General features: G+C 53.3%; 15 protein-coding genes and 1 rRNA gene. 5 read left to right on the forward strand and 11 right to left on the reverse strand.

The window, feature by feature from the left end; translation table 11 throughout:
* Positions 1-75, forward strand: a 5S ribosomal RNA gene (gene rrf / locus FJM65_RS21810); the annotation flags it as partial.
* A 280-nt stretch (positions 76-355) separates the two neighbouring features.
* Here the strand turns inward: rrf and FJM65_RS10240 are convergent.
* From FJM65_RS10240 to FJM65_RS10265, 6 genes are all read right to left on the reverse strand, one after another.
* Positions 356-1,639 carry a M16 family metallopeptidase gene (locus FJM65_RS10240; protein WP_140621436.1) on the reverse strand — a complete coding sequence of 428 codons (1,284 nt, stop codon included), beginning with the start codon at positions 1,637-1,639 and terminating at the stop codon, positions 356-358.
* Between the two features lie 17 nt (positions 1,640-1,656).
* Positions 1,657-2,793 (reverse strand): type IX secretion system outer membrane channel protein PorV, encoded by a 1,137-nt coding sequence (gene porV, locus FJM65_RS10245; RefSeq protein WP_140621437.1) that lies wholly within the window; start codon positions 2,791-2,793, stop codon positions 1,657-1,659.
* Between the two features lie 49 nt (positions 2,794-2,842).
* Positions 2,843-6,286 carry a type IX secretion system sortase PorU gene (gene porU, locus FJM65_RS10250; RefSeq protein ID WP_239022917.1) on the reverse strand — a complete coding sequence of 1,148 codons (3,444 nt, stop codon included), beginning with the start codon at positions 6,284-6,286 and terminating at the stop codon, positions 2,843-2,845.
* A 110-nt stretch (positions 6,287-6,396) separates the two neighbouring features.
* Complete coding sequence (gene purS, locus FJM65_RS10255; protein ID WP_140621438.1) at positions 6,397-6,648, reverse strand: phosphoribosylformylglycinamidine synthase subunit PurS; 252 nt, start codon at positions 6,646-6,648, stop codon at positions 6,397-6,399.
* Positions 6,645-7,352, reverse strand: a complete 708-nt coding sequence (pssA, locus tag FJM65_RS10260) for a CDP-diacylglycerol--serine O-phosphatidyltransferase (RefSeq protein WP_140621439.1) — start codon at positions 7,350-7,352, stop codon at positions 6,645-6,647. Before pssA ends, purS begins: the two co-directional genes overlap by 4 nt.
* A gap of 21 nt (positions 7,353-7,373) precedes the next feature.
* Positions 7,374-8,009: an MBL fold metallo-hydrolase gene (locus tag FJM65_RS10265; RefSeq protein ID WP_140621440.1), complete on the reverse strand. Its 636-nt coding sequence runs from the start codon at positions 8,007-8,009 to the stop codon at positions 7,374-7,376.
* A gap of 85 nt (positions 8,010-8,094) precedes the next feature.
* On the opposite strand from FJM65_RS10265, the gene FJM65_RS10270 reads away from it, so the two are divergent.
* From FJM65_RS10270 to FJM65_RS10280, 3 genes are read left to right on the forward strand one after another with little or no spacing between them, the layout of a single operon-like run.
* On the forward strand, positions 8,095-9,186 hold the full coding sequence (locus FJM65_RS10270; protein ID WP_140621441.1) for an NAD(P)/FAD-dependent oxidoreductase: 1,092 nt from the start codon (positions 8,095-8,097) through the stop codon (positions 9,184-9,186).
* Between the two features lie 4 nt (positions 9,187-9,190).
* Positions 9,191-12,379: a hypothetical protein gene (locus tag FJM65_RS10275; protein WP_140621442.1), complete on the forward strand. Its 3,189-nt coding sequence runs from the start codon at positions 9,191-9,193 to the stop codon at positions 12,377-12,379.
* Positions 12,380-12,394: 15 nt separating this feature from the next.
* Positions 12,395-13,546 carry a serine hydrolase domain-containing protein gene (locus FJM65_RS10280; RefSeq protein WP_140621443.1) on the forward strand — a complete coding sequence of 384 codons (1,152 nt, stop codon included), beginning with the start codon at positions 12,395-12,397 and terminating at the stop codon, positions 13,544-13,546.
* A gap of 106 nt (positions 13,547-13,652) precedes the next feature.
* Here the strand turns inward: FJM65_RS10280 and FJM65_RS10285 are convergent, their stop codons facing one another.
* Positions 13,653-15,194, reverse strand: coding sequence for a SulP family inorganic anion transporter (locus FJM65_RS10285; RefSeq protein ID WP_140621444.1), 1,542 nt, complete (start codon positions 15,192-15,194; stop codon positions 13,653-13,655).
* Positions 15,195-15,917: 723 nt separating this feature from the next.
* On the reverse strand, positions 15,918-16,610 hold the full coding sequence (gene purQ, locus FJM65_RS10290) for a phosphoribosylformylglycinamidine synthase subunit PurQ (RefSeq protein WP_140621445.1): 693 nt from the start codon (positions 16,608-16,610) through the stop codon (positions 15,918-15,920).
* A 132-nt stretch (positions 16,611-16,742) separates the two neighbouring features.
* Between purQ and FJM65_RS10295 the strand changes: the two genes are divergently transcribed.
* The gene (locus FJM65_RS10295) at positions 16,743-17,624 is read left to right on the forward strand and encodes a YicC/YloC family endoribonuclease (protein ID WP_140621446.1); all 882 of its coding nucleotides are present in this window, start codon (positions 16,743-16,745) and stop codon (positions 17,622-17,624) included.
* A 75-nt stretch (positions 17,625-17,699) separates the two neighbouring features.
* Here FJM65_RS10295 and FJM65_RS10300 read toward each other — a convergent pair whose 3' ends face one another.
* The 3 genes from FJM65_RS10300 to gcvH all read right to left on the reverse strand — a co-directional run bounded on the left by FJM65_RS10300 (position 17,700) and on the right by gcvH (position 20,256).
* On the reverse strand, positions 17,700-18,989 hold the full coding sequence (locus FJM65_RS10300; RefSeq protein ID WP_219855975.1) for a M28 family metallopeptidase: 1,290 nt from the start codon (positions 18,987-18,989) through the stop codon (positions 17,700-17,702).
* A 485-nt stretch (positions 18,990-19,474) separates the two neighbouring features.
* Entirely contained in the window at positions 19,475-19,825 is a 351-nt protein-coding gene (locus FJM65_RS10305) for a VanZ family protein (RefSeq protein ID WP_239022918.1), read from the reverse strand.
* 50 nt (positions 19,826-19,875) lie between these two features.
* Positions 19,876-20,256: a glycine cleavage system protein GcvH gene (gene gcvH / locus FJM65_RS10310; RefSeq protein WP_140621447.1), complete on the reverse strand. Its 381-nt coding sequence runs from the start codon at positions 20,254-20,256 to the stop codon at positions 19,876-19,878.
* Positions 20,257-20,296: the final 40 nt, after the last annotated feature.

The raw sequence follows: 20,296 nt of genomic DNA on the forward strand, positions 1-20,296 counted from the left end.
TCCGAACAGAGCAGTTAAGCCCGGGCGCGCCGATGGTACTGGGGTCACACCCGGGAGAGTAGGTGGCCGCCAACCCCAACAAGAAGGGCCCCTCCCCACGCGGAACGGGGCCCTTCCCTTTTTCACACCCACCCCCCCACGGGAAGGAGATGAAGCCCGAGCTGTATAAGGCAGGGCTTGCCCTTGCCCTCCCCCCCAACATCTGGCCCTGATTCAAAGTATAGAACTCCAGCCTGTTTTAGACTTAATGAAATTATACTGAAAGCTGAACCTTTGCCTAATTGTTTAATATATAAAAACAAGAAAGCCCCTGCCAGACATGACAGAGGCTTTTTTTGTTAATATGGTCTTTGATTTATTCCTTTCTTCCAGCTACAGCAGTGTAAAGTTCTTCTTCCTTATAGTACTGGCTTGCAAGAGCTTGAAGTTCTGGGGCTGTTACTGTTCGTATCGTTGTGAGGTAATTGTTGTAATGCTCCAGAGGCAAGTTGTATAGCACAATGCGTTTGTATCTATCACATTGGTCGAAAATAGTAGCGATGTCATTCAGAAACTTACCCAGCATATAGTTCTTCACTATTTCCAGTTCTTCAGCCGGTATTTCCTCTTGCTGTAGCTGCTTTACTTCCTTTAGAACCTCTTCTATGGTGTTATCTGTAACGGCATAATTCACATCAGTGCCGATGTAGAAAACGCTGTCATGCTCTTTAGGAGATATAACTGAATATATTCCGTAAGTATACCCTTTGTCTTCCCGGATGTTGCGCATTAACCTGGAACCAAAATAACCACCAAGCACTTCGTTTAGCACAAGCAGCTTCTGGTAATCCGGGTGGCTTAGCTTGGGCAGCCGTTTACCGATTCGGATAGAGGATTGTAGACTATCCTTCATATGAACCAGTTTATACTTGTCAGTAGGAGCAATTTCAGGATGTGGAGAGGAGACTGATGCAGCAGCCGGTTGAAGTTGCAGTTGAGCTATCTCGTGCTCCAGTTTTCGCTGTAGCAAATCATCTATAGCCCCACAGGCAAATACCTCAAGCTCCTGGCTAATGAATCTGCCTTTGTAGAATGCCTGAGCCTCCTCTTTGGTGATAGCCTCCAGTACGCCTTCATCAAAACCATAAGTGTAAGGGTGACTGGAACCGTATACTTGCTGGGTAAAGCTATGGGTGGCCAGGTAATTGTTCTTCTGGCGCTGCACCTTTAACGATTGTATCGTCCGTTGCTTCAGGAGCTTAAACTCCTCCTCAGGGAAAGCTGGGTTCTGAAGCACATCCAGTACAAGCGGTAACAGCTCCTGAGTGTACTTGGCTAAGCAATACAGGGTAAATTCCGTACGGTCGTAGCCATGGTTATTCTCAAATGAGGCGCCATAGTAGCCAACTTTGTCAGCTATTTGCTTAGCTGTATAGTTAATGGTGCCCTCCAGCAGCATTTTAGCGGCCAGGTCGGAGCATCCTTTCTCAGCTTCAAACCACTTACCGGCTTTAAAAACAAAATCCAGCCTGACAACAGGCTGGGTTTCGCTTTTGATTAGGTGCAGTCTGGCTCCGTTGCTTAGGTGCGTTACCTCGGCTATCTGCAAGCTGACGGCATCTATTTCGTATGTGTCTGGTGCTTTTGTTCTATCAAGCATTCTTTTTAAGTTATTTACTATTCCAGGTTAAGGGCTAAGGTAAATCGCCAGGTGTCGGCCAGCGGGTTGCCCTGCTCGTTCGGGATGAGATAGGCAGCATCCAGGCCAAATTTCTGGTAACGTATTCCTAAACCAGCGGAGAAATACTTTCTTCCTCCTTTATCAGGATTTTCGTAAAAATATCCGGCACGGGCTGCAAAAAGCTCATTATACCAATACTCTACACCTGCAGAAAGGTTTACCTCTTTCAGTTCTTCGCTTGCGCCTCCTTCAGCATCCCCGAAAGATGAGAAGATGCCGCTGATCACGCTCTGGTCGGTATCCGCGCCTGGCGATGGTACAAGCAGTTTGTTCGCATCGAGCAGGAAAGTGAGGGAGTTGAAGGCGTCCAGGTTATACTTAACCGCTGTTCCCAGCTTTAAATTGGTTGGCAAAAAGCTTTTATCCTCATTCTCGGAGTAGGCGATTTTGCCCCCGATGTTGGAGATATTGCCGGCCAGCGCCAGGTTCAGGTTCTGGCTCAGGTCCTTGTTGTAGTATACACCCACATCAACCGAGGCCGTGTTTCCGGGCTGAGACTCAGTATTGCTGGTGCCACTCACGTTTACATCTCCGGCAAGATTAGAGTGGATAAAGCGGGCGCTAATGCCTACGCTAAAGTTCTCACTCAGCGCCTGACCATAAGAAACAGCCACGGCATACTCTTTCGGGTTGTAATTGCGAAGCGGATTCTGGTTCGCGTCTATAAACTGAATCTCTCCCAGGTCGAAGTACATCAAAGACACCGCAAGGGCAGAAGTCTCGTTCAGCTTTTTATAGCCCGACAGGTAATTGAGCGACATGTCGTCCACGATGTTGCGCAACCACGGGGAGTAGGAGAAAGAAACGCTAAGGTCGTTCTCCACAAAACCCAACTTTGCCGGGTTCCAGTAAGAGGCATTCGCATCTGGCGATATAGCCACACCGGCGTCGCCCAAAGCCGCTGAACGAGAGTCAGGCCCCACCGTCAGGATAGGCACAGCTGTGGTAACAGCATTTAGATCTGAGCCTGTTGTGGTTGTAGGCGGAGGTGTTTGTTGAGCGATTGCAGCTGGCGCCGAAAGTAAGGCAAACGCTAACGCGGCGGCCTTCAGTAACTTACTATTTTTCTGCATAAGAAGGGTATTGATAGCTATATCAAATATAGAAATTTTTAATACTATACTACTTTAAAATTACAAGTTTCTCGAACCGGGACGCTTTCGCGCCATCCTGCCGCGACCGCACATTTACTCTATACAGGTAAACGCCGCCCGGCAACTTTTCATTGTGCTCGTTGCGGCCATCCCAGTTAATTTCTGCCACACGCGTGCGGCTGCCGTTGCTGATGGTTTGCAATGTCTGCACCAGTTTGCCGGCTATAGTATAAATCTGTACCTCAATCTCGAGGTCTTCACCGGCCCTGTTATGGTCAAAAAGAAATGTCGTATTATCAGAGAACGGGTTAGGGTAGTTTATCACCTGCTCTAACGCAAGATGGGCATCATTAGATACATAAAATTCTATATAGCCTTCTGCGGAGTTATTGTGTGTGTCCCAGGCCTTGAGCCGCAGGGTATGCTTGCCGGGCTGCAGATCTTTGAGCGGGTATCTTACCTGGCCCTGCTGATATGTGTCTGCCACCGACGTATAAAAGTTGTTCAGGACAATAAGCGAGTCAGCCCTGTCATCGAGCACGGCGGTGATCTCGTGGCCTATACCCAAGCCTGCCGTGTTGATGCCGCTGTCATCAAAAAGGTTTGCCAGGAGCGTGGTGGTTTGGCCGGTGACTCCTCCTGATACAAAGGACTCGTCATCCATATAGAGCTTAACGGTGGGCGGGGCAGAGTCGGGAAGGATGCTTTTAGCGGTGCCGCCTATTACTACATCATGGTCAGTGCCCAGGGCGTCCTGGCTGCCGTTGGTAGCGTAGAGGCTGATCTTGCCGGGGCCATACTCATAGGAAATGTCCTTAGGCACGACAAAGCTCACCTCAAACAGCCCCTGCCGCACACTTGCCTTGCCGTCGTAAAGCACGTTTTCGCGCACCTGCACCGGCACCTGCTGGCTGCCTTCGTCGCCTTTTGTCTCGCGTGTAACAGGCTTTTCGTATACTTTCAGGTACAGCTCACCGGAAAAGCCACTGGCCAGGCTGCCGGCGCTGTGCTGCACCTGCCCGCTCAGCGTCACCAGCGACAGGGCACTGAGCGTGTCGGCTCCGGCCTCGCGGCCATTTATACTTGTAATTTGCGCCTCCAGGTCGGCATAGGCCAGCTGCATGGAAGGGTCGGAGAGAAGCGAAAAGTTACGGTTATTAACGCCTCTGGAGTTATCGTTTATACTGTTGTTCTTGGTTAGCCGCACCAGGTCGCCGAGGCGCGGCATGTGGCCATTGATAGGGGTAAAGGCGGCGCTAAAGAAGTTGCGGTTGAGCACGCGGTTGCCGTTAGAGTATACGGGCCGGGTGGTGGTGAGCAGCCCCACAGCGCCACCGCCTTCGTGCAGCAGCGCCAGTTCAGCCCCGGATGGGCGTCCCGGATCGTCGTAGCGGCCAAACTCGCAGGTGGCGGTCAGCAGAAAAGTCAAGTTGTCTTTGTTTTGCCAGTTGCTTATCTGCGGCAGCGTGAGCACCTGCTCTGCTGCCCAACTCACTTCATTGCCGTGGCCAGTGTAGTTCGTGATGAGGGAGCCCTGCTCTATCGCTTTATCCAGATCGGCGGAGGCCTCTGGCGCGCGCTGTCCGTTGGCTACTGCCTCCTGCTGGTAAAGGTCGAGGTATACTTTGGTAGGATTATACTTTGGGAACTGCGCCTCCAGGTAATCAGCCAGAAACTCAGCGTCGTTCTGATGCTCGTTATAGTCGCCGTCGTCTGCTACCAGCGTAATGCGGCTGCGCCAGCTGCCAAAGTGGCTCGGGCTGTCGTAGTTGATGATCTTATTTACCAACGTGGCCGCCTCTGCCGCAGATGTTGCCGGTAGCCTGCCAATGCCGATGTCCAGAAGGTGGTCGCCCTGCGAGTTTTCTGCCCACTCGCCCTCGTCCTCATCCAAAAAGCCATAATAATCCTCAGAGCTGTAGCTGGCAATCGGGTGCAGCGACTCCCGCGACTCATACACCGGCACAAAGTTGGTGTTGTTGCGGATGCGGTCCTTATAGTCGTAGGAGGCGTCGCCGAAGAGCAGCAGGTACATTGCCTCCCCCTCCTGCTTGCTGCTGCGGCCATAGAGCATGCGCATAAAGTCGCGGATGGCCGTTACATCCTGCGCCCCCGACGCAAACTCGTTAAAGACCTGAGGCGTGGTTACCACCTGTACCTCCATCTGGCTATGCTGCGCCCGGTGGCTGGCAAGGCGCTGCGCCTCCTGCAGAAAAGCCGGGTGCGTGATGATGACAAGGTCGAGGGAGCCGTTTTGGTTTAGGCTGTGGAGGTTTTGGTTCTGTACGGGGCCCACCGCCACAGGCTTGCTGCTGATGTTGCCGCCCTGGAAAGCCACAAACTCGCGTAGCACATCGGTGGCTACGCTAAAACGCCCGTTGTCGTGCTGCTGTACCACGGGCTGCAGCGGGTTCGTTACATCCCAAACCGAGGCATCGTTGGGGGTGTCGGCAAGTATAAACGTACTGACAGGCTGTTTTATACTTTGCAGCGACCGGAAAGAAGTCTGCGCCCCATACAGCTTTAATTGGCGCTCATACCGCAGCTCCAGGTAGTTCAGGTAACCCACGGCGCCCGAGCTGCCCCCGGGGCTAAAGGTTAGCGACACAGTATAGCCTTCACTGCCCAGCTGCTGTTGCCCGGTAGCATAGGTTTGGGTGCTGTTTACTCCCTCAGGGTGATATTTGGAGGTGCCGCGGCCCGCGATCTGCTGCGTGCCGAGTGCTTGGTTGTTGAGCTGAACGGTAAAAGAGGAGCTGGAAGGGGAGTTTGCCATGAGGGCCGCCGTCAGCTTTACCTGCGAGCCGGCTACCACATCAGAAACATCAAAACTGAAGCTCCGGCTGGGCTGAAAGGTACTAAACTCCTCACCGTACCACTCCCTGCCCGAAAACACCATATTTTTCAAGTCCTTTTCGTGGAACAGGCGCTCGTTGTAGCTGGTGATGATTTGGGCGGCGCCACTGGCCTGGGCGCGGGTGTTAATGCGGGCACCGGGGCTTTGGTTTATCCGAAGAAAGTAAAAAGCCGTGTCGGAGTATACATTAAATGAATGCCTGAACTGCTCCTGCGCCTCGTCATACGCCCAGGTGTGCGGTCCCTGCGCGTAAAACAGCACGAAGTCGCCGTCGTCAAACTTCCCGTCGGCCTCGCCCACTACCAGGATCGCGTTCTCCTGCAGGTCGTCGGGGCGGGGGGCGCCGTTGGGCTGGGGCAGCATGCCGCCCCCGTTGCCAAAGAGCTGAATCTTTTTGGGATCTATACTTTGGGCGCTGATGCCCAAGTCCTGCAGCAGGCTTTTGTCTATTTTATAGATGCCGCTTTGGGTAACAGCCAGCTTGTACCAGTTGCCGGTGCTGAGAACGGAGTTAGAAGAGAAAGAGGCAGTAGCTGTGGTTTGCGCGTTAGCGGCAGTCAGGCCGGAGAGCAGACAGAGCGCACAAGCGTAAACCAAGCGGTTGAGCCACATCATAAGCAAGTATAAGTTAGGGAAAGCTGCCAGTGTTGCGCAGGCACAGGCACTGGCAGCTTTTCTGCTATGCTACCAAAGATACGGCTAAAATGTTGAAATAGAGCAGCCAGTTAGGCCTGCTTCAGCTCAAAGGTATAAGACTCCATGATCAGGTTGGCCAGCAGTTTGCTGCAGGCTTTCTCCACCTTCTCGCGGGCAATCGCCTCTGTTTCCGCCTCCAGGTTCAGGGTGATGTGCTTGCCTATGCGCACGTCGTCTACCTGGTCCAGGCCAAGGTGCTCCAGACCTAACAATACAGCTTTGCCTTGCGGGTCCAGTAGCTCAGGGCGGGGCATTACGTCAATTTCAGCAACAAATTTCATGATGTATGGGATGTTTTTTTGATGATAGACAATAGAACGTACAGCACTATGATAAGCGGTATGGCCGCGAATTTAAGCATAGCCGCCAAGATAACCGACAAGCCCAGGAAAATAAAGCGTATCGCGTTATCCTGCCACGTAAAGTTCTTGAACTTAAGGGCAAACAGCGGCAGCTCCGCCACCAGCAGGTACGAGAGTATAAGCGTCAGCGAAAGCAGCACCACCGGGTTCAGGATGATCTCGAAAGCCAGCAGCCCCTCCGTCTCCAGAATCAGCGGCAGCGAGGCCACAAACAGCGTGCAGGCCGGTGTGGGCAAGCCGATAAACGAGGTGGTCTGGCGGGTGTCGATGTTGAACTTGGCCAGGCGCAGTGCCGAGAAAATGGTGATCAGGAAGCCGAAGAAAGGGACGATATCCGCAGGGATGCCCGCCACCGAAGCGCCGGCGCGCTGCAAAAGTATAAACATCACCGTGCCCGGCACCACGCCAAACGATACCATGTCCGCCAGCGAGTCCAGCTGCTTGCCAATCTCAGAGTACGCGTGGATCAGGCGGGCTACCATGCCATCCAGAAAATCGAACACGGCGGCGATGCCCACCAGGTAGGCGGTGGTAACCAACTCTCCTTTAAAGGCAAAGTATAGCGCCAGGCAACCAGAGAACAGGTTCAGGCAGGTAATGGCGTTCGGAATGTGTTTTTTCATGCGGCAAGTATGGCGGCAGGGTCACCGCAGAAAGGGGTTATACTTTTTCTCATAGCCAATGGTGGTTTCCGGGCCATGGCCAGGGTATACCGTCACCTCATCGGGCAGCGTGAAAAGCTTTGTTTTTATACTTTGGATGAGCGTGTCGAAGTCGCCGCCGGGCAGGTCGGTGCGGCCAATGCTGCCCTGGAAGAGCACATCGCCGCCGATCACGGTCTTATCAGCCTTGTTGTAGAACACCACATGGCCTGGTGCGTGGCCCGGCGCAAATATCACCTCCAGCTCCGTGTTGCCGAACTTTATACTATCCCCCTCTTTTAGGTAGGAGGCCGGCAGCTGCTCGGCATACTGCGGAAAGCCGTAGTTAGACGAGTAAACCGGCACCGCGCGCAGCGTCTGCTCATCGTCCGGATGGATCTCCAGCCCCACGTTATAAGTATCGGCCACAAACTTGTTGCCCAGCACATGGTCTATATGGCAGTGGGTGTTTAGCAGGCGCACCACCTTCAGGTTATTGTCGGCAATGTACTTTTTCAGCTGCTCCTGCTCCTGCCGCTCATAGCAGCCGGGGTCTACCACTACGCACTCGTTGGTGTCGTCGTGCAGCAGGTAGGTGTTCTCCTGAAATGGGTTAAAAGTAAGGCAGGTAACCTCCATAGCTTTCTCTTCTTGATGATCGGGTATGCGCAAAATCGTGGCTCTAAGTTACTAATTTACGCTGTACATCTCGTAACTTGCCCCTATGAAATACGATTTTATAGTGGTGGGCCATGGCTTGGCGGGCGCTATTTTGGCCGAAACGCTGCGCAGCCGCGGCAGCAGGGTGCTGGTGATAGACGAGCCGAAAGAGAACTCCGCCTCCAGGGTGGCGGCCGGTCTGCTGAACCCCGTGGCGGGCAAGCGCTTCGCCAAATCGTGGATGGCCGATACGTTTATACCTGCCGCCGATGCTTTTTACGATGCGCTGGAGGCACGTTATGGGCAAAAGCTGTTCTTCCATAAACCTATTTATAAGGTTTTCTCCTCCATAGAAGAGCAAAACACCTGGATGGCCAAGAGCGCCGGCGGCAACTGGGGCGACTATATCCTGGCGACGCACACCCAAAGTATAAACCAGCCGGGCATCAACGATCCGTTTGGCGGCATTATGATCGGGCGGGGCGGCTACCTGCACGTGTTTGCGATGCTGGACTTGCTGACGGAAGACCTTGTGAAGCAAAACCTGCTGCTGCCCGAGCGGTTTGACATGCAGGAGCTGCAGCTGACGGAGAGCGGCGTGAAGTATAAAAGTATGGAGGCCGGTCAGCTCATCTTTTGCGAAGGGTACCAGGTCATCCACAACCCATACTTTAAGTGGCTGCCCATACAACCTACCAAGGGCGAGGTGCTGGAGGTGCAGGCCGATGAGAATTTAGCCCCGGAACGCATCTATAACAAAGCAGTTTACGTTGTTCCGGAAGGAGCAGGCCGCTTCATTATCGGGGCCACCTACGACTGGCGCAACCCTAACGAGGAAACGACACCACAGGGAAGAGAGGAACTCAGCGAGCGGCTCCGGCAGATCACACCGCAGAAGTTTGAGGTTACAGGGCAGTGGGCAGGCATCCGGCCGGCCGTGCGCGACCGCAGGCCGCTGGCCGGCACGCACCCCCAGTATAAACAGCTGAGCGTGTTTAACGGCATGGGCTCTAAAGGCGTGCTGATGGCACCTTACCTGGCCCAAAACTTTGCCGCCGCACTGGCCGACGAAGAGGAGCTAATGCCGGAGATACACATTTTTAGATATTTATCGTTATATTACGAGTATATAGACCAACAGAACCAGCAACCATAAGCGCATGCGTTTTATCTCCAGATTCCTACCGCTGTTCATACTTGCCCTTTTGGCGGTTTCTGCCCTGCAGGCGCAGCCAAACGTAGACTCGTTCGGCAAAAGCCGGATACAGTATAAGAACTTCGACTGGAAGCTCTACAGCACGCAGAACTTTAACGTGTACTTCTACCAGGGCGGCCAGGAGACAGCCACAAACGCGGCAGAATATGCGGAGCAGGAGCTGAAGCGCATCACCAGCCTGATCGGGTATTACCCGTACTCCAAAATCACGCTCATACTTTATAATTCCCCCACCGACCTGCTGCAAAGCAACATTGGCCTGAACAACGACCAGTACCAGACCGGCGGCGAGACGCTTTTTATGAAGAGCAAGATCGAGCTGGCTTACGGGGGCACCCAGACAGAATTTAAGCAAGACCTGAACTACCAGCTCACAGAGCTGCTGATGAACGACATGATGTACGGCGGCAGCCTGAAGGAGGCGCTGCAGAGCAGCTATCTGCTGCGCCTGCCGGAGTGGTTCATCAGCGGCGTGTCGGCTTACACGGCAGAAGGGTGGAGCATAGAGATGGACAGCTTTATGCGCGATATGCTGCTGAAGCAGGACAAGCCCCGCCCGGAAAAGGTCTTCCTGAAAAGCCCGAAGCTGACCGGCCAGAGCGTCTGGAACTACATCGCCGAGCGCTACGGCTACACGGCTATCCAGAACATCCTAAACCTAACCCGCATCACACGCGATGTGGAGATCGGCATCACCAGCAGCCTGAACGTGCCTTACAAGCGCTTCCTGGAGGACTGGTACAACTATTACGTGCAGATAAACTCCAGCACGGAGAGCCCACTGGTGCAACTGCCCGCAGAGGCAAAGCTTTTTAAGCGCAACAAGGAGGGGTACTACTACGGAAAGCCGCAACTGAGCCCGGATGGGGCGCTGCTGGCCTACGTGAAGAACGACAACGGCATCTTTAAAATTTTTGTGCAGGATGTGCGCAGCGGCAAAGATTGGGTAGTATGGCGCGCCGGCTACAAAAACCTGGACCAGCAGGTGGATTTCGACATGCCGGTGCTGGGGTGGCGCTCCAATGGCCAGCTCGGGCTTATCGAGTCGCGCAGAGGCAAGATGGTGCTGCGTCAGATAGAGGCCCGGAACCGCTATTCCTTCATCCCGTTCTATGAGAACCTGACAACCCCGGCGGCCACGCTAAACGAGTTTGAGCATGTAAACAGCATGAGCTACTCAGAAGACGGCCAAAGCCTGGTGCTGAGCGCTGTGCGGAAGGGCCAGACGGACCTGTTTGTGCTAAGTGCCAATGGCCGCCTGCAGCGGCAGCTCACCAACGATATTTTTGATGACATAGACCCGGTATACCTGCGCAACAACGGCGGCATCGCCTTTAGCTCTAACCGCTGGAGCGACACCACTGCACAGGCCGTGGCCCCCAGCTTCAGTAGCATTGTAAACAACTATGATATTTTTCTGCTGCGCCAGCAGGATGCTAACAGCGACATAGCGCAGCTGACCAGCTCTATTGCCAGCGAAATGCAGCCGCGCGCTACGGCCGATGGCAACCTGGTATACCTGGGCGAAGAAAGCGGCATCCGGAGTGTGTACAAGTATGATTTGAGCAGTGGCGTTAGCGCTCCGGTTACCAACTTTGTAGAAAACATAAAGCAATATGATTACGTGGCTTCGGCTAATGTGCTGGCGCTGGTTGCCAGCGATGAGGGCAATAGCTTTGTGTACCTGATGCCGAACTATACGCCCGTTGCCCTAACTGAACTGCCTCGTACCTCACGCCAGATCATCCTGGAAACGCGCGCCCGTACTGCGGAGAACGCCGTTGCCAACCGCCGCAAACTGCTGGAAAAAGAGAAGAAAGTGCCAAGCGGGGTCCGGGAGGAAGGCGAGATAAACATTGAGAACTACCAGTTTGACGAAGCGCAGCAGCAGGCCCAGCAGCAAAAAAGCAGTACAGCGCCTGTGCGCAGGAGCGGCGGCAACCCCAACATGGTGGGCCCCTTGGACTATGACCTGCGTTTTAGCGTGCAGGAGATCATCACTTCCGTAAATGCAGACCCGCTGATGGGCTTTGGTTTTGTAGCGGGTGTAGGAATGGCCGATTTATTTGAAAATCACCGCATCAGCGGCACCGCCTTTATGCGCACCGACTTTGAGACCAAGAACTTTTTTGCCGAGTACATGAACCTGACGGGCAGGGTGGACCTGGGCTTACAGTTTGAGCGCGGCATGCTGCGCGGTAGCTGGCAGAATGCGCCCGGCTCTATTGTGCGGTTCTCTAAAAATGAGCTGTCGCCGGTGCTTAAGTACCCGTTCAGCCACAGCACTAGCCTGCACCTGAAGCCTAAATTCGTCAGCACCCGCTATACTAATATCATCGACTTTGCAGAGCCTGATATCCTGGAAACCTTCTGGGGCGGCAACGCAGAGTTGGTGTATGATAACAGCGTGATAACGGGCGTGAACCAGCGCGAAGGCACCCGCTTTAAGCTGGGCGTGCTATCCCTGAAAGGATTTGAAGGTCCGGAGGGCAATTTCAATAAGTTCTACGCCGACTTCAGGCACTACCTAAAAATACACAAGCAGATCATACTGGCCACTCACCTGAGCTATGGCCGCTTCTTCGGAAACTCAGCTAAAAAATTCCTGATAGGCGGCATGGACAACTGGCTGCTGGCCGACGAGGATGAGGAGGCAGAGCTGAACGATGTGCCGGTAAACTCTCCGGCAGACCTTTTCTACCTGGAGTACATCACGCCGCTCCGGGGCTTTAACTTTAACGTGCGCAGCGGCAGTAACCATTTGCTGGCCAACGCAGAGCTGCGCATTCCCATCGTGCAGTACCTGTACAACGGGCCAATCTCCTCCGGCTTTTTCCGTAACCTGCAGCTAACAGCCTTTGCTGATGCCGGCTCTGCCTATAGCGGGGCAAACCCATTCTCCGGCGACAACTCCATTAACACCCGCATCACAGGCGGGCCAAGCGGGGAGTTTGGCGTCGATCCTTTTGATATTACTGTGATAAACTACCGAAACCCCTTCCTGGTAGGCTATGGCTTTGGCGCCCGTACCACCTTGCTGGGCGTGTACGGCAAATTGGATGTAGCCTGGGGAGAGGCAGAGGATAACCGTGTCGGGCCTAAAATCTACGTTACCCTGGGCTACGATTTCTAAAGCAAACCACACCACATGAACCGCAAAGCCAAACGCTTTGGGCTGGGCACGCTGCTGTTGCTGGGGCTGTTGGCAGCCTGGCTGAACATGGCAGACAAGAACTATGTGTACAAGGCCCTGTACTACAATTTTGCCGACATAGATGACAACGCCATATTTGAGCAGCGCCAGATAACTGCCCCTGCCGTTCCCCAGGAGTGGCCGCTGGCAAAAAAGTATAACCTAGTGCAGTTGCCCCAGGAAATGGAAAAGCTGAACGAGGAACTGGAATCTGTCGCTTTTCTGGTAGTGAAGGACGACTCCATACTTTACGAGCAGTACTGGGATGGCTACTCCGACGAGTCGCTGAGCAACTCTTTCTCGATGGCCAAAAGTATCGTGAGCATGCTGGTGGGCGTGGCGATAAAGGAAGGCAAGATCAGGAGCGTGGAGCAGCCGGTGGGCGACTTCCTGCCCCGCTTCCGGAAAGGCGATAAGGCAAAGATCAAGATAAAGCATTTGCTTTGGATGAGCTCCGGCCTGAACTGGGACGAGTCTTACGCCAACCCGCTCTCCATGACCACCGAGGCATACTATGGCTCTAACCTAAAAAAGATCATCAACCGGCTGGAGGCGGTAGCGGAGCCGGGGCGGCAGTGGACGTACAAGAGCGGCGACACGCAGGTACTGGCCTTTGTGCTGCAGAAAGCCACTGGCAAAAGCCTGAGCGAGTATGCCGAGGAAAAGCTTTGGAAGCCTTTGGGTGCCGCCCACGATGCCGAGTGGAGCGTAGATCGGCCCAAGGGCATAGAAAAAGCTTACTGCTGCTTCTTCTCCAACGCCCGCGACTTTGCGCGCCTGGGCAGGCTATACCTGCACAACGGCGTCTGGAACGGCGATACCATTGTGCCGCCCGCCTATGTGCAAGCCTCGCTCACACCCAACGGCCTTATCAACGCCGACGACGGTAAGAAAGTGGACTTCTACGGCTACCAATGGTGGCTCTTGCCCAACTACAAGGGCCAAGACATCTTTTACGCACGCGGCATATTGGGGCAGTACATTGTGGTAATACCCGAGAAGAACGTGGTAATTGTGCGACTGGGCAAGCAGCGGGCCGAAAAGGTGGGGGTGCACCCCGGCGAGGTGATGGCCATGATTGATGCCGTGAATAAAATGACGGAGTAGCAAACACAAGTATAAAGTGCCTGCCCATCAGGCCGTAAAAGCAAGATCCCCGCTGCTATTCATACTTAGAACAGCGGTGGGGATTATACTTTGGAGCCGGCTATACTTACGCCAACTTGTCGGTAACCACGGCGTAGTGCGGGTCTTCCAGGATGTTGACTTCTATTACCTGCTCGGCATTTTTCAGCAGCCTTCTGCAGTCGGGGCTCAGGTGTTTTAGGTGCAGGGTTTTGCCCGCCGCCTGGTAGCGCTCGGTTAGTTTATTTAGTGCGTCAATCCCCGACATATCAGCCACCCGGCTTTCCCGGAAGTCTATGATCACCTCATTCGGGTCGTTTTGTACATCAAACTTTTCTGAGAAAGCTGCCACTGACCCAAAGAACAAAGGCCCGTAAATCTCATAGTGCTTAACACCGGCGGCATCCACATATTTTCTGGCCCTGATGCGTTTGGCGCTCTCCCAGGCAAACACCAGCGCTGAAATGATGACGCCAACCAGCACAGCCAGGGCCAGGTTGTGCAGCCAAATAGTAATAACAGCCACGAGGATACCTACAAACACATCCTGATTCGGCATTTTATTGATGATCCTGAAACTGATCCACTCAAACGTGCCGATAGCTACCATCACCATAACTCCCACCAGGGCTGCCATAGGCACCAGCTCAATAACAGGCGCCCCAACAAGTATGATCGTAAGTATGGCCAGTGCGGCAACAATACCCGCCAGGCGTGCTCTTGCCCCGGCAGAAAGGTTAACCAGCGTTTGGGCAATCATGGCGCAGCCGCCCATGCCAAAGAAAAAGCCATTGAGTAGGTTTGCACTTCCCTGGGCTATACTTTCGCGGTTGCCGTTGCCACGGGTGCCGGTTATCTCATCCACCAGGTTCAGGGTCAGCAGGCTCTCTGTCAGGCCCACGCCGGCCATAATAAGGGCGTACGGGAAGATAATTTGCAGCATCTCCAGCGTTAGCGGCACTTCCGGTATATGAAACGGCGGTAGGCTACCGCTCACGGCGGCAATATCTTTCACCAGCTTTGTGTCGATGCCGAAACCGAGCACAACGCCGAACACCACAATAATGGCCACCAGCGACGGCGGAACAGCCTTGGTAAGGCGCGGCAGCAGCACGATGATAGCGATCGTCAGCGCCACGAGACCAGCCATGATGTATAAAGGCGTGCCCGACAGCCAGGTAACTTCACCGTTTTGTATAGTCTTGAACTGCTCCACCTGCGACATGAAAATAATGACTGCCAGGCCGTTTACAAAGCCATACATTACCGGCTGCGGCACCAAACGGATAAACTTGCCGAGCTTAAACACACCAACCAGCATCTGCAGCGTGCCTGCCAGGGCTACCGCTGCAAACACATACTCCAGCCCATGCGCCTGCATCAGGGCGATCAGCACTACGGCTGTGGCGCCGGCACCACCCGATATCATACCTGGCCTGCCGCCAAGCACTGCTGTAACCAAGCCCATGATAAAGGCGGCGTACAAACCAACCAGCGGCGGAAACCCGGCAAGTATGGCAAAAGAAAGGGACTCGGGTATCATGGTCATGGCAACGGTAAGCCCTGCCAAAACCTCTATTTTATAGTCGATCTTCTGGCTGAAGTCGAATAAACGTAAGAAAGGTTTCATCTTGAGAATGAAAGGATTAGCGAAAAAAGAAAATAGGGTACTGCAGCACCGGGAGCCTTGCGCCGGAAGTTGACAAAGCGCAGGAGGTGCTGTTTAGATTTGCCCTAGAAGTTGGGCTATATCACAAAGAACTCAGGGTGGAGTAAGCTTGAAAAGTGGAGACGGTTTTCTCATAATGCCTGCAAAAGTATGGCTTTTACCTTAAAATGCAGCTGTGGAGAGTGATAAAATGCAAATCCGGCTTATGCTTGCAGATAAGAGTATAGGAGCCTTAGTTCCTGGTGGTGTGCTTCAGATGTTGTTGTGGTGTATAAAGCTCCTGTTAATTTAGGTTTCAGTTACTTTTTCAGGCTTCTAAAATACATATAAATACCAATGAAAGTCAGGGAAAAACAGCTCAAAGACAGCAATAAGTATGAAAGCCATCAAGAAAAGAATCGCAAAGCCGATGGTAGCGTTTAGGTTCTTGTCATCATTTAAAATTTGTTTAAAGCTTTTTGATTTGTCGCCAGCAACATATCTTATATAAGCACCTGGATAGTTAAAGAACCTCACGAAGAACACAATCAGCAGCAACTTGATGACTACCCACATGCTTGCGACTTTTTTGATCTTGTATATTTAAAGCTGTACATAAAATAGGGACAGCAGTAGAAGTATAAAAGCAAAAGCCCCGGCTACGATGAAGTTCGCCAGGGCTTTTGGAGTATAGTATATACTGTATTACGCGTTCACCAAATCCAGGATAGACTCAAAGATGGCGCGGCCATCGGTGTTGCCCAGTTCCGGGTCCACGGCGCGCTCCGGGTGCGGCATCATGCCGAACACGTTTTTCTGCGCATTGGCTACGCCGGCAATGTTAAGCAGGCTGCCGTTGATGTTGTAGATGTCGTGGGTATCGGCAATGTTGCTGCTGTACTTGAACATGATCTGGTCGTTATCCTCGAGCTTGCGCAGCGTGTCCTTGTCGGCATGGTAGCGGCCCTCGCCGTGTGCCACCGGTATTTTATAGGCCTTGTTCTGGTCCAGGTGGCGCGTAGGCAGCAGAGTGGTAGAAACCGGCTTAATGTACACGTTGTCGCAAATAAACTTCTGGTTGGCGTTGCGCAGCAGGGCGCCCGGCAGCAGGCCGGCCTCCGTCAGTATCTGGAAACCGTTGCAGATGCCCATCACGTAGCCGCCTTTGTTGGCGTGCTGCACCACCTCCTGCATTATAGGAGAGAAGCGCGCAATGGCTCCGGAGCGCAGGTAATCGCCGTAAGAGAAGCCGCCTGGCAGCAGTATAAAATCACATCCTTGCAAATCGTGGTCTTTGTGCCACAGCTTTACGCATTCTTGCCCCATGCCAAGGCTTATGGCATCTACAAGATCTTGGTCGCAGTTGGACCCCGGGAAAACGACTACACCAAATTTCATGGATCAAAGTTAAGTAATTTATACTTGCGCAACACACATAAAGCGCGGCTTTTACGCAGCTTTAGAGGCTGTGGCTGTACAAATTTGGATATTTATAACTAATTTGCCAAAGTATCATTTTGTAAAGAGCTTATGTTGCAGTCTATGACAGGCTTTGGCAGTGCCCGCCTCGATGCCGACCAGTATTGTATCTCTGTTGAGATCCGATCGCTTAACTCCAAAAGTATGGATTTGAGCGTGCGTACTCCTAAATTCTTGTCTGATAAAGAGTATGAGATCCGGAACATGGTGCAGAAGGCGCTGGTGCGTGGAAAGGTGAGCGTAACGGTGGAGTACACCAAAAACAAGTCACAGAGGGCCCGCAACACCGTAAACAAAGAGCTGCTGAAGTCCTACTACAAGGAGCTGAGCGAAGTGGCCGACCAGGTAAGCGCCGACAAAAGCGAGCTGTTCCGCCTGGCCCTGCACATGCCCGAGGTGCTGCAGCAGGACGAGCCGGACGAGGAGGAGAACGATGCCGATTGGGAGCAGGTGCAGCCCTTGCTGCAGCAGGCGCTGCAGAGCATCAACACCTTCCGGGCCGACGAGGGCAAAGCGCTTACCACCGAAATCATGTCGTACATAGACCGCATCCGGATTCTGCTGGCCGAGGTAGAAAAGCACGACCCGGTGCGCATGGAGCACATCCGTACCCGCATCCGCGGCCACATTGCAGAGCTTTCCACCTCCGAGCACTTCGACCAAAACCGCTTTGAGCAGGAGATGATCTACTACATGGAGAAGCTCGACATTGCCGAGGAGAAGGTGCGCCTGGTAAACCACCTGCACTATTTCACCGAAACCGTTTACCTGCCGGAGCCAACAGGCAAAAAGCTGGGCTTTATCTCGCAGGAGATCGGGCGGGAGATAAACACCATCGGCTCCAAAGCCAACGACGCTACCATACAGCACTATGTAGTGGAGATGAAGGAGGAGCTGGAGAAGATTAAAGAACAGGTAAACAACATCCTGTAAGTATAAAATTCTACATTCGAAGTATAAAAGGCTGGGCCGCTGCAAACTAACTGCAGCGGCCCAGCCTTTTATACTTTACTCTGTCTCGTGGTGCATCCGTGCCGCTGCGAAGTCTGTTATCAGCCTGAACACCTCCTGAAACTTAGTGAGCGGCAGCTGCTGAGCGTGGTCCTGCGGGTTGTGGTAGGCGGCGGTGCCGCCCAAAGTATAAAAGAAGAACGCCGGCACGCCCGCCTCCGAGAAAGGGTAGTGGTCAGAGTTGGCTGCTTTGCCGCGGCTTTTGATCTGGGGCAGGTACTGGTGCTGCTCGTTCAGGCGCTGCAGCAGGGCAAACTCCTGCGTATGCACCTGCCCGTTCACCACCATCAGGCCCTCGTCGCCGGTGCCCAGCAAATCCAGGTTTAGCAAAAAGGAAATGCGCTGCAGCGGGAAAAGCGGGTGCTGCACATAGTATAAGGAGCCCAGCAGACCGGCCTCTTCGGCGGCAAAGGCAATAAAGGCCATACTATACTTGGGCTGATTTTCGGGGCGGCTGTAGTATTGCGCCAGCTCCAGCAGCATGGTGGTGCCGCTGGCGTTGTCGTTGGCCCCCGGAAAGTATACGTCCTGGCCCTGGCTGCCCAGGTGGTCGTAGTGGGCCGTAAACACCAGCACCGAGTCCGGATGCTCGCTGCCATTTATAAAACTGGCCACGTTCTGCGCTTGGTGCTGCGGGTTCAGGTCGGCTGTTACGCTAAAGTGTACTTTCTTGGCCTGCTGCGGCCATGCGCTTTGCAGCACCTCCAGTATGGGCAGGGTATCCTGCTGCCGGGCCACCGTGGTAAGCAGGTTTTTAGGCTGAAGTATGATGTGCAGCTTTGCCTCCTGCAGCTTTTGCTTATACTGTGGCGGCAGCTGCGCCAGCCGTTTCTGATCCTGCAGTGCGTATACCAAAGCCACCTTCGAGAAATTCCTGCGGAAAAACTTTTGCGCAACCCCGGCATCTGTAAAAACAAGCGTGTCCAGGGGTAGCACCTTGGCCTTGCCAGCGCCTGAAGCGGAGGAGGAGCGGGCCACAAAGTCCTGCCCCGGCACCAGCTGCCGCCCGTTTACCTGCAACTGCGGCGTTTCTACAATGCGGTTTACCGGAAAGCTGAACTCCTGAAAGTATGATTGGCCACTCAGCGGCTGCAGCCCCATCTCCTGAAACCTGCTTTGTAAATATTTGGCTGCTTTTAAATCACCCCCAAAAGTATAGCCACGGCCATACATGCTTTTAGAGGTAAGCGTATCCAGCGTCTGGTGCACCCGGGCCATGTCCTGCGCCTGCAGAACATGTGGCACCGCAAGGCAAAGAGCCAGCAGGAAAGTATATAGTTTATTCATAGGTGCTAAGATAGGGGATAATTTTATGTGTGGGGCTGGTACTTGTAGTTTCCCCCTCAGCGCGATGCTCCCAAGCTTAAAACTTGTGTTCTGGCTAGTTTGGAGGAAGGGAAACCTGTAGCACCGGGTCCAACCACCCCTAGCCCCTCCGAGGAGGGGAATTAGGGAACGATTATCATTCCCCTACCCCCAAGGCGAGGCCTCTCGGCCTTGGAGGGCACCAAAGTGTGAAATGTAACTTTAGGGTATGTAAGACTGAGGATAAACGGTAGCTAGCAAGTATAGCTTAGTGTCGGTTTCAGGAAGCGGTGGCGAGGCACTCCGAAAGCCTTCGGGCGCCAGAGAAGTATAAAGTATAACTGGCAAGTATAAAAGAATGGCCTAAGGACAAGAATGGCTTTTATAGCCAGTTGAGGAGCAAACCTGCGGTAGCTGTTAGGAGGAACCGCAGCTAGCAAAGTATAACGAAAACAGACCACCGCCTGTTACCACTCATAGATCCACTTAAAGAACACGATGCCCAGCAGGCAGCCGGATGTGTTGGCTATAACATCCAGCACATCGCCGTGGCGGCCGTATACCAGAAAGTACTGGAGCAGCTCGATGGTAACGCCAAACAAAGTGCTGATGAGCAGGCTGTAGCGGACGGGGTTGCGCTGCAGCGTGAGGGAAGTATACTGTTTGGAAAAGCCCACGATCATCAGGAAACAAAGCACACAGAACATACCGGCGTGTGCAAAAGAATCAAAAGAGAGGAGCTCCCACAGAGAGAGGGAGGCGGGCATGGAAGTTGAGGGCAGCAGCGTTGTCAGCAGGATCACTGCTGCCCACATCATAGTAAACAGGTTGTAGCGTATAATCAACTCTACTCCTTTTTAAGCTTTACTTACTGACCGATTACCTCGCGGTATCCCTCTGCTGTCAGCAGGGCGTCTACCTGGCTAGCGTCGCTCATCGACATTTTGATGATCCAGCCTTCGCCGTATGGGTCTGAGTTTACCAGCTCCGGGTTGTTCTCGAGCTTGTCGTTAAACTCCAGCACCGTGCCGTTTAGTGGGCTGAACAAGTCTGATACTGTTTTTACGGCCTCTACTGTGCCAAATACGTCGTTCTGGTTAATATCCTTGTCTACAGTGTCGATGTCTACGTAAACGATGTCGCCCAGCTCGCTCTGAGCAAAGTCGGTAATACCAACATAAGCTACGTCGCCTTCTACGCGCACCCACTCGTGATCTTTTGTATACTTTAGGTTCTCAGGTAGGTTCATATATGTAAGTTTTAATTTTGTTGCTCAAAAATACGTCCTT

It is taken from the genome of Pontibacter mangrovi, assembly GCF_006385705.1.
Classification (GTDB): Bacteria; Bacteroidota; Bacteroidia; order Cytophagales; family Hymenobacteraceae; genus Pontibacter; species Pontibacter mangrovi.

Excerpts from the sequence above, each read along its gene's own strand:
- pssA (WP_140621439.1), bottom strand. The coding sequence starts at position 7,352 with ATGAAAAAACACATTCCGAACGCCATTACCTGCCTGAACCTGTTCTCT.
- FJM65_RS10270 (WP_140621441.1), top strand. The coding sequence starts at position 8,095 with ATGAAATACGATTTTATAGTGGTGGGCCATGGCTTGGCGGGCGCTATT.
- FJM65_RS10300 (WP_219855975.1), bottom strand. The coding sequence starts at position 18,989 with ATGAATAAACTATATACTTTCCTGCTGGCTCTTTGCCTTGCGGTGCCA.
- gcvH (WP_140621447.1), bottom strand. The coding sequence starts at position 20,256 with ATGAACCTACCTGAGAACCTAAAGTATACAAAAGATCACGAGTGGGTG.
- porV (WP_140621437.1), bottom strand. The coding sequence starts at position 2,793 with ATGCAGAAAAATAGTAAGTTACTGAAGGCCGCCGCGTTAGCGTTTGCC.
- purQ (WP_140621445.1), bottom strand. The coding sequence starts at position 16,610 with ATGAAATTTGGTGTAGTCGTTTTCCCGGGGTCCAACTGCGACCAAGAT.
- FJM65_RS10305 (WP_239022918.1), bottom strand. The coding sequence starts at position 19,825 with ATGATGTGGGCAGCAGTGATCCTGCTGACAACGCTGCTGCCCTCAACT.
- purS (WP_140621438.1), bottom strand. The coding sequence starts at position 6,648 with ATGAAATTTGTTGCTGAAATTGACGTAATGCCCCGCCCTGAGCTACTG.
- FJM65_RS10275 (WP_140621442.1), top strand. The coding sequence starts at position 9,191 with ATGCGTTTTATCTCCAGATTCCTACCGCTGTTCATACTTGCCCTTTTG.
- porU (WP_239022917.1), bottom strand. The coding sequence starts at position 6,286 with ATGATGTGGCTCAACCGCTTGGTTTACGCTTGTGCGCTCTGTCTGCTC.
- FJM65_RS10280 (WP_140621443.1), top strand. The coding sequence starts at position 12,395 with ATGAACCGCAAAGCCAAACGCTTTGGGCTGGGCACGCTGCTGTTGCTG.
- FJM65_RS10295 (WP_140621446.1), top strand. The coding sequence starts at position 16,743 with ATGTTGCAGTCTATGACAGGCTTTGGCAGTGCCCGCCTCGATGCCGAC.
- FJM65_RS10240 (WP_140621436.1), bottom strand. The coding sequence starts at position 1,639 with ATGCTTGATAGAACAAAAGCACCAGACACATACGAAATAGATGCCGTC.
- FJM65_RS10285 (WP_140621444.1), bottom strand. The coding sequence starts at position 15,194 with ATGAAACCTTTCTTACGTTTATTCGACTTCAGCCAGAAGATCGACTAT.
- FJM65_RS10265 (WP_140621440.1), bottom strand. The coding sequence starts at position 8,009 with ATGGAGGTTACCTGCCTTACTTTTAACCCATTTCAGGAGAACACCTAC.